The following is a 12,915-nucleotide window of genomic DNA, read 5'->3' as shown; positions in this document are numbered from 1 at the left end:
TTTACTTCAATTTATAACACAAATTAAAATAAACGAAGGTTTTTAGACAACTTGCCGTTACTAGTAATTTTACGTAAACGAATCGAAATTAAATAAATACAAGTAAACAATATATGGAAGAATTTGACATAAAGGAAATAATTAACTCGTTAAATATATTCAATAACCAAAGAAATTATTGGTTCATACGTACTCAAGGTGGAGATTTTTATAAAACGTTTCTTGAAAATTCTTATATAGCAATTGGATATGATTCAATTAATTTATCTTTAATAAAAAATGCCGCTAATGGCAAAAGCGGAAAAAAGTATTTAGCTGAAGTTATTAAAAAACAATTTCCTGATGAATCTAAACCTGGATATATTGGAAATCAATTAATTGATTTTAGTTACAATATAAAAAAAGGAGATATTGTTATAATTCCAAGTGAATCAAGCTCCAAAATATCTATTGGTGAAGTTGTAGAAACTCCAGTATATGAATTAAAAAATAATTTGGGCGAAAGCGATTGTCCATATTTAAAAAGGAAGAAAATAAAATGGTTAAAACAAAATTTAACTTTTAATCATATAGATTCAAAACTATTCAGTATAAAATATAGTCAAAGAACTATTACAAGAATTCAAGACGACTTCCACCCTTATATTGACAGAATAATAAGTCCAATTTATATCAAAAATGACAATGCGCATCTAGCAATTAATGTTGAGAGAAAAGAAAATTTCCCAGCTTATGATGTGTTTACAACTTGGACTGAATTATTAGATTTAACCGAAGAATTCGGGAAAGATGAACAAATTGAAATAAACAAAAAAGATATAGATTTAAAAATAAATGTTCAATCACCAGGAACAATTGAGTTTATAACTTATTCTGTAATCGGAATTGTAGTTTTAGCGACATTAGTTACTGCATTAATTGGTGCAGAATATGAATCAAATTCCAGACCTTTTAGGTTTAAATTTAAAAGTGACGGATTAATTAAAAAAGTTAGTGATTTTCTTGACAAGAAAAAAGACAGAGAGTTCAAAGAGAATTTAACTAAAAAACTTAAAGAAATGGATATTAAACCAGAAGAACTAATCGAACTTTTAAAAGGTATAAATGGAAATTCAAATCAAGAAAATTAGAAAAATTAATTCTTTGGTATTTGCATTTTGTGTTTTTTATCTAATACAAAATTATACTATTGGACAATTGAAAATTGAATTTAATGAAATTTTAGTTTGGCGAATTTATCTGAAAGAAATAACTTTTATTATCACTTCATATCTGCTTTGTAGATTGATATTTGATTAAAAAAACTGCTGGTAATAGCTAAGGTTTCGTTGTACAACCTATAAAATCCTAGCTAGTGCGAGCATCTTGCTCGTGCCTACAAACAGAATCAAACAAAATCAGGCTAAAAAGGTTTTAATAGTTTTGTTATTTTTACAAAATGAGTAGAAAGTATAAGTTTGGAGAGCAATCAGGAGCCTATTTTATTAGTTTTTCAGCTAGCACGGGAAACATTACACCCCAAAAAGTTTTTTGTGTAGCATAAATCAGCTATTTTTACTTTAAATTTAATACAAACGGTGGTTATTAGATAAACTGACGTAAGCTGTAATCGCATATGACAAAACGCACAATAAAATCTGATACGATTAAATTTCTATTATTAAGATCAGGAAACAGATGTGCATTCCCAAATTGTAATCATCCTATTTTTAATGATGATAATTTGCTTATAGCTCAATTATGTCATATTGAAAGCGTATCTCCTGGAGGTCAAAGATTCAACCCATTTAATTCAGTAGAGAAAAATAACAACGCTGAAAATTTATTATTTATGTGTTATAGACATCACAAAGAAACCGATAACACAGAAATATATACAGTTAAAAAATTACAGGAAATTAAATATAATCACGAAAAACAATTTTCCGAACAAATGATGCTTGTTAATCTAAATATGATTAAACAAGTAGAAGATGAAATGAATTTCTATTGGAACAGAATTATACAACTCCAAAAAGATGATGATACAGGTATGATGATTGGAATTGATACTAATTCAAAATTTGAAGAAATAGTTTGTGATATCCATTCTTACTTAGATTTCTTAATTGACGCACTTGGAAATTTATCAAATAGTAATGACAACCTTTACAATGAAATTTTAGAATTACTCCAAAGCATAAATTATTCAAAAGATAAATTAGAATCATTGCCATATTATGAGAATCCTATAATTAATCGAGATTGGGAGCTATTAAATATTGGTACTTTTAATGCTATAAGTGTAGTAAAACTTAGATTAAAACAATTAGAAATTAAACATTTCGAAGAAGTAGTAAAAAATAGTATCGAAAATAAAGAAGCAAAGTATCGGTTAGAAAATTTAAAACACGAATTAGAAAAATTAGTTCGAACGAATGGCTTTAGAGATTAGCCCCAACTAACACGAGTATTTTACTCGTGCCTACAAACAAAATCAGGCTAAAAAGGTTTCAATAGTTTTGTTGTTTTTATAAGATGAGTAGGAAGTATAAATTTGGAGAGCAATCAGGAGCCTTTTTATTAGCTTTATTCACGGTTTGTTGTTTTTACAAAGGAGTTCATGCATCTGCTTTGCTCAAGTGCAACAGTTAATTGGATAGACGTATTTACGAGAATAGCATATTTTGATTTAATTATAGCATCTTTAGAGTATTGTAGAAAAAACAAAGGGATGGAGATTTATGGCTATTGTATCATGCCAAGTCATATCCATTTAATTTTTCGTTCATCACATGCTGACCCTTCTGGATTAATTCGAGATTTTAAAGGTTTTACTTCTAGAAAAATAATGAAAGCGATAGTTGAAAATGAACAGGAAAGCAGAAAAGAATGGATGCTTTGGATGTTTGAAAGAGCAGGGAAAAAGAATAGTAATGTGAAACAAAGACCCTTTTGGCAACAAAACAACAACCCAATAGCGATTAGGTCATTAAAAGTTTTTGAACAGCAATTAAATTATGTTCATTATAATCCTGTACAAACAGGGTTTGTAACAGACCCGATAGATTGGAAGTATAGTAGTGTTAGAAACTATGGCAACAACGATCAAACAGTTTTAGAGATTGATATAAATTGATTTTCTTTGTGGGCACGAGCAAGATGCTCGCGCTAGCGGGGCATATAAACGAGTTGTGAGCAATGTAAAAAAAAACGAACATGAAACAGAATATACTTATAATTTCAATTTTTGCAGCATTCATACTTTTTGGCTGCAAAAACGAATCGAGTAAAAGGGGAAGGTCTAACCAAAACGGACAAACCGAAAAGGTTAGAATTAACCCACTTAAGGAATTGGAGCAAGTTGATAATTTGCTTTCAGAAATTACAGAAAAGCCACAAAACCTAACCGCACCTTCAGACAAAAAAACGACTGTGACAGGTGCTAAAGGAACAATTATACATGTTGACCCAAATCGACTTGAGACAGTTGACGGTTCTCCCCTCGGAGACGATATTCAAATTGAACTTTTAGAAATGACAAATAACGCAAGTATGCTGCTGAATAACGCTCAGACGATTTCAAATGGACAAATGCTTGTGACAGGTGGAGCTTACTACTTAAATATGACTTCTGATGGAAAGCAGCTTAAAATTAAGCAAGGAATAGGGCTTGAAGTTGAATTTCCAAAACTAACAGAAGATGAAATGGGACTTTTCTTAGGAGAAAGGGATAGTGTTGGACAAATAAATTGGATTTCAACCAGTGCAAATTTTGAAACAAAGGATATTCCAGATGCTAAAAAGCCTGAGAAACCAATTAAAAAGGAAGACTTGGTTACTGAACTTGTTCCCGGCGAATTTGGCTATTACTTAAGTGACTCTGTACCTGCACCTAAAAAAGTGAATAAGGAAGATGTTTCCGAAGAAGAGTACAAGAAATATCTAAAGAAAGTAAAGGAATACGAAGTGCTAAAAAAAGAGATTGAATATCAACGGCAAACATACCAAGCAGTCAAACTTATGAATTTTGGGTGGATAAACTGTGATAGATTTTATAATAACCCAAGCCCGAAAACTGACATTCTGTTAATTGTAAATAATGATTCATTGCAAGGAGCTAGATTTTTTGCAATTTTTAAGGACATAAGAAGTGTAATGACCGAATACTATTATAAAGGTAGAAAAGAAACTGCTTCTTTTAGAAACATACCAGAAGGAAAAGAACTAACAATTATCGCCTTATCTGCAAAAGACGAGACACCTTACATTTTTGAAACGACTATTAATACCGAAACTGACAAACAAGTTCAAATTGAATTTATGGCAACGACTCAAGCTGATGTAAAGGAGAGAATGAAAAGAATGAATTAAAAACACTGCTCGCGCTAGCGGGAGAATATATAATACTATAAACAGAGGTTTTTAGACAAACTGCCTTTGTAATACATTTGAAAAACCACTCAGACACTTATGAATGACATTGTTTTCGGAGTAATTTTTATTGGAATTGCTTTGAGTTTCTTTTCGTTTGGAATTGCGTTATGCATGAATCTTTGGATTTATTACTCTGCCGACCATAATAAATACCCATTATTTCCATTTTTGAACCCTTTTTCTTTTTCATCATATGCATTGATGCTGAACTCAATCTTTAAACTGAAATGGAAAGTTGAAGGTGAAAATGAAAAATTAAAACGGAAATCGAACAAATTGAGACTATTTTCAGGTATTATATTACTAGTAAATTTTATTATCGGAATATTGAGTACAATTTTGACTTAATATAAATTAAAAATTAAAACATTGTGCAACTAAGGTTAGTTCATCAATTTTTATTGTTTTTTATAGGTATTCATCATCACTCCGTGGGTCGTTGCTTGCGAAACATGAACACCTGAGCAAAGCGAACAGATGAAGTAATGAAATGAATTCACTGAACACAAAAAACAAATAATAAAAGTGAGTAAACTGTGGTTGAACGGAACCGATTCCATATCCATCTTTATGGAGTTATCGAAAAGTTTTTTTGTGTAGTTTAAAACCGCTATTTTTACTTTATAATTTAATATATAATACTGTAAACAGAGGTTTTTAGAGAGACTGATGTTGGCAGTAATTTTAGACCAACAATACTAAACAAACATAATAAACATGACTAGATTTATTTTTATACTTTTCTTCTTAATAATTTCTTGTAAAGAAAACTCAAATGAATTAAAAAATAATAGTTCTAAATTTATAGAAACAAGATGGTTTGCTTGGAAAGACTATTACTTTGAAAAAGAAATATATTTCAATCATAATGAAAATGATAAAATAGAGTTTCATTTTGATGAAAAAATCAACACTAATGATTCTGTAAAGAAAATAGGAACTAAATATATTTATTCAACTAGACCGACAAAAGTTGGCGATTATTTAGTGAGTGGTAAAATTAAAATTAATGATTCTACTGAAATTAATTTTTCAACACAAATTTTAGTTCTTCCTGAACAAAAACCCATAATATATAACATTTCAAAATCAAACGAAATCAAATTAAATACTGAGAACGAAATTAATATCATTGTTGGATTTCCCTTAGACCAAATTGAACTCCAAACCAATAATGGAAAAATCTATAAAAGAAACAATTCCGTTTTCATAGTTCCTAATAAAACTGGTGAGTGTATTATAAGTTTAAAACATATACTGCCTGAATACTATGACAAAACTGATTTACGAAAATTTGAGGATTTTAAATTAAAAGTAGTAGAATAAAAAATTACTGCTAACAGCTAAGGTTTATTAATTAGTTTATATTGTTTTTTATAGGTATTCATCATCACTCCGTGGGTCGTTGCTTGCGAAACATGAACACCTGAGCAAAGCGAACAGACGAAGTAATGAAATGAATTCACTGAACACAAAACACCAATATTAGAAGTGAAGTAAACTCGTGTTGAACGGAACCGATTCCATATCCATCTTTATGGAGTTTTTGAAAAGTTTTTTTGTGTAGTTTAAAACCGCTATTTTTACTTTATAATTTAAAATAACACAAACGGAGGTTTTTTGAGGAACTGACGTTGCACAACATTAATACAAACATTACGCTGAATTGAAAAACCTCAAACCTAACTTCTCGATAAACGAAATTGGAAAGTTCCGATTTTATAGCGGAGCTCTAATCGGAATTGGATTTAGTATAATTCTAAATTCTCTATTTCGTATGACTTTAATATTGTGTAATTTAGGAATGTATATTGATCAATGGAATTTGAATTATGAAATTTCAGTTTATTATTATACTTTAATAGGATTCACATCTGTTGGATTTGCTTTCTGTTTTATAACCTATTTATGGATGAATAAACCATTTGCAATTAACAGAAGGAAAACACTGAAATTAAGAATGGCTCAAATTAATCCGATTTGGATTTTTTTTGGAACACTAATGTTTCTTTTGAGAATGTTTTGGTTTCTTTCAGGAGTTGAATTGACAATTGAAAAGGATTTCCCGATTTTAGGTTTTATGATTCCGATTTTTATATATCTGTATTGTTGGAATTTAATTTCGGATGTTTATAAATCAAAAAAAGCTTTCCTGATTTCTTCTTTGATTTTCATAATTGGCGGAATTATATTGAATGGAATTTAAAAATGAAAATAAATAATGCAATACTACTTTAGATTTGCATGTTTAGCACGATAATGAATTGAAAATGTTCGTTTGTTCCCCCTGCTAGCGAGGAATTTATTTAGGAGAGTGAAAAAAGCAAACATAGAATAGTACGTCTAAAAAATATTTTTTTTACTCGTTTACGGATTACCAGACAAAACAGAAAAATTACTGCATTACCTTTAAAAAAGCAACCGAATTGTCTTTCGTACGTATTTCTACGTACAAAAAATACCTGAAATTACGTATAAATACGTATTGTGGATTTAGAAAGAAAGGTTTAGGTTTGTGGAAAGTAAAAATAAAAAGAAACTAGTTAATTTATTCAAGTTCATCTTGTAGTAGTTTTTTTAGTAAGCTTAAAAGATATTCTTCAAGAAATATTTTTATAGTGTTTCAAATGATATTGAAAGTCTGGTGGATAATTAGAGAAAAGTTATGTAATAGTGTATATACACCCAAAAAGAGGTAATTGGCGGTAAGAATAGGGTATATAAACGAGTTCGCGAACATTGTATGAAAAACAAAACGTAAAAGAATATTATGATGAATTTTACCTTGATTAAAAAGTGTTTTTTAACCTATTATTTATTAACTAATGAAGAAAATTGTTTATTTCCTTTCTGCTATTGTTCTCTTTACAAGCTGTAATGACGACGAAATTCTAAAAGACTCTGAAAATTTAAAGTCAAACAATACCTTAGCAATGCGGACTAATGAGAATGACAAACCCGACGAACATATGCCAATTGTTTTGGGTAAAAAATTAGAAAATCCTTACACTGTTGCAAACATGCAAAGTGCATTTGATTACTATAATTCAGTTGTTCCAAATTCTCCTTTTGAGGGTAAAACAGTTGAAGCGACACATTATTACATTAAAATTACGCCAAACACAACAGAACAGCTCGCAATGTTAGATGAATTGGATAATAGTGATGATGAAAATGCACCCGTTTTACAAGACTATCCTCTTGATTATGAAATTAAAGAAGAAGGAGATTATTATGTGATGCCAAAAGATGAAAATGATATTTATCATTCAGCATATACTTTAATCCCTGTGGGTTATGAATTTCCTTCATTAATACCGTATGTAATACTTGATAAAATATATGAACCTACAGAAGGAGAATATGATGTTGAAACCGTTGCTTTGTTTTTTGCTAATTGGCAAGAAGATCTTTTAGCAGATAACATTGAGGTTACAGCTGAAAGATTACCCGAATATTTGAGAAACTCTTTAGCTCAACAATCTTCAAACAGACTATTTGGAAGAAGATACAGACCCAATGGCTATGTAAAAGTACAAAATACAGATAATCAAAATCTTGAGCCTCTTTTAAAAGCTAAAATTAGTATAGGTAGAAATATTTTTTGGCGATATACTTATACTGATAATAATGGATATTTTGAAGCTCCAAAAAAATATCGTGGTAAAGTTAGAATTAGAGCAAAGTGGAGAGGTTATACGGCTACAATTAGAAAAACTTGGAACGAGATTATTGGTTTGTGGGTTTCTGATCATTTAATGACGATAACAAGAGGCAATAATGGAATTACTAAAAATATTATGCATAGTGAACCTCATTCTGGTATTTTTGGAATTGATTTAGTTGGTGGGCATTTGTGGTTTAAAGGGACTACACACAATGGATTGAGAAAATATAATGACTTTGGCTATTCAAATGGTATTTCTCACACTGTAAGTTATGCAAATGTTTGGGTTTGGGCAAAGGGTAAAGATTTTTCAACACCAATGCTGCACAAATACCCACAATTATCAACAATGTCAACGATAGCAAATATTGGACAAGCTAGTTTTTGGAGTGTACTGATAAATATAGTTGCAGAAGGGAGTTTCTTTTCTGTAGTTCCAGTTCATTTGAGACCTGATTTTATTTTTGCAGGAATGAACACTAAAAAAAATAAAGAAGGAGCACCTACAAATACTGTACGTATTCATCAAACTATTTTTCATGAATCGGGTCATTATTCACATGCTTCCAAAGCAGGAGCTGCTTTTTGGGCACAAGTGTTTGCAAGCGAAGTTAGTAATATAGTTCAATATAATAGAGACCCTTATGTTGATGGAAGTAAACCTTCTTTTACTGCGGGGAAAAGGATTGGATTAGCAGAAGGTTGGGGAAATTTTTGTGAATTTAAAATTACTTCTGCTATTTATGGTAAAGCTTATATGAGTTCTATTAATGGGGAAACAATGTATAATAATAGTAGCATAAATACCTATATGGAGCGTTTTAATATTTATGATGTTCCTATGAGTTTTACTCAATATGATGATAGACATTGGTTTGCACATGGTATTATGTGGGATGTTTTAGACAACAATGTTGATAATCCAATTTATTCTAAAAGAAGAAGTGGTGATGGTTCTACAATTATTAATGACATTGTTGATAATTGTTTTGTGGGAAACTTTTCTAACTCCAATGATTTATCCTCTATTTTTAATAGATTAAACTCAAATGTAGAAAATCCTCATGAATTAAGAGATGCATTAATAAATGCTTATCCTGCTCAAGAAACTCCAATAAGAAACTTATTCAATAGTTATGGTTACTAAATTATTAAAAATTACAGGTTTATTCCTTCTATTAGCAACCCTTACGGGTTGTCCTGGAGGAAATGAAGATTGTTTTGATATGGGAAGTACAGCAAGAGTTGATGACTTAATAAAGATAGAGCCATTACAAACCACCTATAATCAAGGCGATATTATTACAATTAAAAGTGAAATATCAGCTCAGAATAATTATTTTGGAGAATCAATAAATTTGTTTGAAAGAACAAATGATTATAACGCTAGATTGGTAACTACATCTAAATATTTATTTACAGATAATGAAGTTACATATATAAAAGGTTCAATTGAAGCTTATGATGGTGGCTGGTCAAATGTCTCCTATAATAATTTAACAGGTAACTACGAAATTGAAATTAGAATTAAACTTAACAAAATAGGATTTTATAGTTTCTATACAGATGATTCATTTGAGTTTCAAGGTTCAACAAAGTGCAATAGATACAGGCTTGATACCAATATTGAAGGTTGGAATAGCGAAGGTAAAATAGAGTTTACAGTGCAATAATGGTTACTAAATTATTAAAAATTACAGGATTATTCCTCCTATTAGCAACCCTTACGGGTTGTCCTGGAGGAAATGAAGATTGTTTTGATATGGGAAGTACAGCAAGAGTTGATGACTTAGTAAAAATCATACCTTTACAATCTACTTATAATATAGGTGATATTATTACTTATAAAATTATTATTCCGTCTACAAATACGTTTTTTGGGGAACAAATAAATTTATTTGAAAAAACTAATGATTTTGATGCAAGAATTTATATAAACCCAATAATCTTCACCGATAATGAAGTATCCTATATAAAAGGTTCTATAGAAGCATATGGTGGTGGTTGGTCTAATGTTTCATACTACTCTGAAAATGGCACTTATGTATTGGAAATTAATATAAAACTTCTTAAAAGTGGTGCGTATTCATTTTATTCAGGAGAATATTTAGAGTTTCAAGGTTCAACAAGATGCAATAGATACAGGCTTGATACCAATATTGAAAGTTGGAATAGCGAAGGTAAAATTGAGTTTACAGTGCAATAATGGTTACTAAATTATTAAAAATTACAGGATTATTTCTCCTGCTAGCGCGGGGAATTTAATTATTAATAAAGATTTTTATGATATGCCAGCTAATTAATAAACAAAAAGTAGCAAGTATTATGATTGCTACTTTTTGTTCTTTTTTTTGTTTCTCTCAAGAAGCAGAAAGTATTTACCATTCAAAATATTCAAAATTGAGTATTCTTTTGCAACCGTCAATTTTACTTGAAAATTATACTACGAAAAGAGCGAATAGTTCATATCCAAATATGGAATTTTCTGACTCGAAATCAATTCAATTTGGTGTTCACTATAACTTTGCTCAATCAGGAAATTGGAATTTTAAAACGGGTTTAATTGCTAAAGATTTTAGTCCTTCATTTGATATAAATGTGTCAAGCGATGATATTGGATTTGGAGAGAATTATCTTTTGACAGATTTTAAGCCTTTTAGTCAATTTATTTTTTAGTACCCATAAAAACTGAATATTTTCTTCCAATATATTCTAAATTTAATTTAACATTTGGTGCAAGTATTAATTTAAATTTGATTACTGGAAAAGCAGATGAAATAGTTACAAAAGTTTCTGTTTCTAATGAAAACACAAGTAAAGAAATATTCTATTTGTATTCTGATAGCCAAGAGAAAATAAATTTTTCAAGCGAAATTTCAAGTGGAGTTCAATATAAATCAAAATATGGTTTGGTTCAATTAGATTTCTATTGGACAATAATTTCATCTTCGTCTCCAATTACAGGAAGGTATAAATTTTATAATTTAGAAAACAGCAGTGATTTTGAGGGTAGTTTTACTGTAAACCCGTTTTTTTATGGTTTAAGTCTAAATTTTTCACCAAAAAAAGGATGGTTAAAAAAGAATACTAATAAATAACGAGCATAGTGATGGTTAGGTTTATTCATTAGTTTTTATTGTTTTTTTATAGGCATTCATCATTACTCGGTGGATCGTTGCGTGCGAAGCACGAACAATGAATTTTACTCCCCTGCCAGCTAACACAAACATTTTGTTCGTGTCTGCAAACAAAAAACATATTTTGATTTAACTGTTCTATTTCTAGAACATTGCATAAAAAACAAAGGTATGGCTTATGTATTACATGATTAAAAAAGAATAGGGAAGTAGGAAAAAACAGGAATAAAGAGAGGTGTATAGGTTTTTTATGTTTATTTTTTAATTTTTTGGTATAATTCTTGTTAATGCTTTTGGTATAATCATAAATTATAAACAAATGAGCAAAAGTGTAACATTGAGAATGGAAGAATATGTGCCAGCAGGTGCGTTTCTAAAAACAAGTTTTGAAAGAGATAGAGTAGAGTTGGCTACTCGGTTTAGTGAGTTTACTCCGGAGTATTTGGACGATTTTAAAGCGCAATTGATCAAGGTTGAAAAACTAGAATCTACTTTGGTATTAACAGAGGATCAGAAAGGAGTAACGGCTAGTTTGTATGAAGCTTCAACGGTTTTAAACAAAGATTTGAATTTTTTATCTTTTTATTTTGAGCGTGCTGGTTTAGACACAGCTAGTATTACGGCAGTGAAGAAAAGATTAACCGCTAGGAATATTGAAGGAGCTACTCAAAGGTTGGAAGGAGTAATTCAATATGCAGTGAGCAAGAAGGCAGCGCTAGAATCTAAAGGAATGAGTGCTACTTTTCCAGATGAGTTGGCAATTGCAAAGGCAGATTTGGAGACTAAAAACGAATTGCAAAATAGTGTGATGAATATTAAGAAGCAATTGCACAAGGATAACAAAGCAGAATATGACAAGTTGTATTCTTTTGTGAGTTTGATTACTAAGGCTGGGAAGATTATGTATGATGGTTTGTCTAAAATAGATGAATATACGGTTACAAAATTGGTTTCACGAATGCGAAGAGGAAAGAATGGTGGTGATAAACAAAAAGAATAAAAGAGAGAGACTGAAAGGTCTCTTTTTTTTTTGGAGTGTTTTTTAAAAGATTTTGTTTGTGTTTCTTGATTGTTTCTTGAAATAGTAAAGAAATTTTTGTGTGTAGTTAGAATCGGCTATTTTTACATTTAAATTTAAAATAACACAAACGGAGGTTTTAGAGAAGCTGATGTTGTTAGCGGGAATTATGAAAAAACAAATGACATTAGACGAACTAAGAGAATTGGCTGAATCTGAAAATAAATTTTCGAAAGTTGAATTGGAACAAAAATTGGTTGAATTAAAAGCTGTTAATTGTAGCATTTTGGAATGCATTATGTATGTAAGAACTAATCAAAATTGTTCATTGTTTGAAGCAAAAGACATTGTAGTGAATTCCACTGCTTGGATAGATAAAAAAGAGGAATTTATTAGCCATCAACAAGAGCAAATGCAAGAATTTTTGGAAGCTGCTCGAAATGATATTCAATATATAAAACAAACATTTTCTGATGAACAAACAGAAACTGTAATAAAGATGAGAACAAAAAAATAACTTTCTATAATAGTCAAATTTCGCAATCTTTGGTAAAAAATGATTGATGCTTTTGTAGGTGTATTTTAGGATGTGTATTATTATACTCTTTATAATGATGTTTTTTTTGGTTTTCATAAAAAAATCAAATTATTATTAAAGCATTAAACTCAATTTCTGA

The 12,915-nt window shown here is 29.8% G+C and carries 14 protein-coding genes; all 14 read left to right on the top strand.

What is annotated here, in order from left to right; genetic code table 11:
- Nucleotides 1-113: 113 nt before the first annotated feature.
- On the top strand, nucleotides 114-1,130 hold the full coding sequence (locus tag ACZ49Z_RS01835; protein WP_464306500.1) for a hypothetical protein: 1,017 nt from the start codon (nucleotides 114-116) through the stop codon (nucleotides 1,128-1,130).
- Nucleotides 1,131-1,615: 485 nt separating this feature from the next.
- Nucleotides 1,616-2,434 carry a hypothetical protein gene (locus ACZ49Z_RS01830; protein ID WP_464306499.1) on the top strand — a complete coding sequence of 273 codons (819 nt, stop codon included), beginning with the start codon at nucleotides 1,616-1,618 and terminating at the stop codon, nucleotides 2,432-2,434.
- Between the two features lie 168 nt (nucleotides 2,435-2,602).
- Nucleotides 2,603-3,118 carry an REP-associated tyrosine transposase gene (locus ACZ49Z_RS01825; RefSeq protein ID WP_464306498.1) on the top strand — a complete coding sequence of 172 codons (516 nt, stop codon included), beginning with the start codon at nucleotides 2,603-2,605 and terminating at the stop codon, nucleotides 3,116-3,118.
- An 80-nt stretch (nucleotides 3,119-3,198) separates the two neighbouring features.
- Nucleotides 3,199-4,353 (top strand): hypothetical protein, encoded by a 1,155-nt coding sequence (locus ACZ49Z_RS01820; RefSeq protein WP_464306497.1) that lies wholly within the window; start codon nucleotides 3,199-3,201, stop codon nucleotides 4,351-4,353.
- Nucleotides 4,354-4,452: 99 nt separating this feature from the next.
- Nucleotides 4,453-4,764 carry a hypothetical protein gene (locus tag ACZ49Z_RS01815; protein ID WP_464306496.1) on the top strand — a complete coding sequence of 104 codons (312 nt, stop codon included), beginning with the start codon at nucleotides 4,453-4,455 and terminating at the stop codon, nucleotides 4,762-4,764.
- Between the two features lie 369 nt (nucleotides 4,765-5,133).
- Nucleotides 5,134-5,742, top strand: coding sequence for a hypothetical protein (locus ACZ49Z_RS01810; RefSeq protein WP_464306495.1), 609 nt, complete (start codon nucleotides 5,134-5,136; stop codon nucleotides 5,740-5,742).
- Between the two features lie 451 nt (nucleotides 5,743-6,193).
- Nucleotides 6,194-6,622 carry a hypothetical protein gene (locus ACZ49Z_RS01805; RefSeq protein ID WP_464306494.1) on the top strand — a complete coding sequence of 143 codons (429 nt, stop codon included), beginning with the start codon at nucleotides 6,194-6,196 and terminating at the stop codon, nucleotides 6,620-6,622.
- 619 nt (nucleotides 6,623-7,241) lie between these two features.
- Nucleotides 7,242-9,230, top strand: a complete 1,989-nt coding sequence (locus ACZ49Z_RS01800; RefSeq protein ID WP_464306493.1) for a hypothetical protein — start codon at nucleotides 7,242-7,244, stop codon at nucleotides 9,228-9,230.
- A complete protein-coding gene (locus ACZ49Z_RS01795; RefSeq protein WP_464306492.1) occupies nucleotides 9,220-9,756 on the top strand; it encodes a hypothetical protein in 537 nt (178 codons plus the stop codon). Before ACZ49Z_RS01800 ends, ACZ49Z_RS01795 begins: the two co-directional genes overlap by 11 nt.
- Entirely contained in the window at nucleotides 9,756-10,289 is a 534-nt protein-coding gene (locus ACZ49Z_RS01790) for a hypothetical protein (protein WP_464306491.1), read from the top strand. Before ACZ49Z_RS01795 ends, ACZ49Z_RS01790 begins: the two co-directional genes overlap by 1 nt.
- 77 nt (nucleotides 10,290-10,366) lie before the next feature.
- Nucleotides 10,367-10,759 (top strand): hypothetical protein, encoded by a 393-nt coding sequence (locus ACZ49Z_RS01785; RefSeq protein ID WP_464306490.1) that lies wholly within the window; start codon nucleotides 10,367-10,369, stop codon nucleotides 10,757-10,759.
- A gap of 77 nt (nucleotides 10,760-10,836) precedes the next feature.
- Nucleotides 10,837-11,181, top strand: coding sequence for a hypothetical protein (locus ACZ49Z_RS01780; RefSeq protein ID WP_464306489.1), 345 nt, complete (start codon nucleotides 10,837-10,839; stop codon nucleotides 11,179-11,181).
- Nucleotides 11,182-11,539: 358 nt separating this feature from the next.
- Nucleotides 11,540-12,220: a hypothetical protein gene (locus ACZ49Z_RS01775; RefSeq protein WP_464306488.1), complete on the top strand. Its 681-nt coding sequence runs from the start codon at nucleotides 11,540-11,542 to the stop codon at nucleotides 12,218-12,220.
- Between the two features lie 199 nt (nucleotides 12,221-12,419).
- Nucleotides 12,420-12,755, top strand: coding sequence for a hypothetical protein (locus tag ACZ49Z_RS01770; RefSeq protein WP_464306487.1), 336 nt, complete (start codon nucleotides 12,420-12,422; stop codon nucleotides 12,753-12,755).
- The last annotated feature ends 160 nt before the right edge of the window (nucleotides 12,756-12,915 follow it).

This window comes from Flavobacterium sp. KY-23415 (assembly GCF_055384985.1).
Note: the sequence above shows the minus strand (reverse complement) of the source record. Positions and strands in the feature narration are given on the sequence as shown.

Coding starts and splice junctions, on each gene's coding strand:
- ACZ49Z_RS01815 (WP_464306496.1), top strand. CDS start 4,453: ATGAATGACATTGTTTTCGGAGTAATTTTTATTGGAATTGCTTTGAGT.
- ACZ49Z_RS01775 (WP_464306488.1), top strand. CDS start 11,540: ATGAGCAAAAGTGTAACATTGAGAATGGAAGAATATGTGCCAGCAGGT.
- ACZ49Z_RS01835 (WP_464306500.1), top strand. CDS start 114: ATGGAAGAATTTGACATAAAGGAAATAATTAACTCGTTAAATATATTC.
- ACZ49Z_RS01825 (WP_464306498.1), top strand. CDS start 2,603: ATGCATCTGCTTTGCTCAAGTGCAACAGTTAATTGGATAGACGTATTT.
- ACZ49Z_RS01770 (WP_464306487.1), top strand. CDS start 12,420: ATGACATTAGACGAACTAAGAGAATTGGCTGAATCTGAAAATAAATTT.
- ACZ49Z_RS01785 (WP_464306490.1), top strand. CDS start 10,367: ATGATATGCCAGCTAATTAATAAACAAAAAGTAGCAAGTATTATGATT.
- ACZ49Z_RS01810 (WP_464306495.1), top strand. CDS start 5,134: ATGACTAGATTTATTTTTATACTTTTCTTCTTAATAATTTCTTGTAAA.
- ACZ49Z_RS01800 (WP_464306493.1), top strand. CDS start 7,242: ATGAAGAAAATTGTTTATTTCCTTTCTGCTATTGTTCTCTTTACAAGC.
- ACZ49Z_RS01820 (WP_464306497.1), top strand. CDS start 3,199: ATGAAACAGAATATACTTATAATTTCAATTTTTGCAGCATTCATACTT.
- ACZ49Z_RS01795 (WP_464306492.1), top strand. CDS start 9,220: ATGGTTACTAAATTATTAAAAATTACAGGTTTATTCCTTCTATTAGCA.
- ACZ49Z_RS01830 (WP_464306499.1), top strand. CDS start 1,616: ATGACAAAACGCACAATAAAATCTGATACGATTAAATTTCTATTATTA.
- ACZ49Z_RS01790 (WP_464306491.1), top strand. CDS start 9,756: ATGGTTACTAAATTATTAAAAATTACAGGATTATTCCTCCTATTAGCA.
- ACZ49Z_RS01805 (WP_464306494.1), top strand. CDS start 6,194: ATGACTTTAATATTGTGTAATTTAGGAATGTATATTGATCAATGGAAT.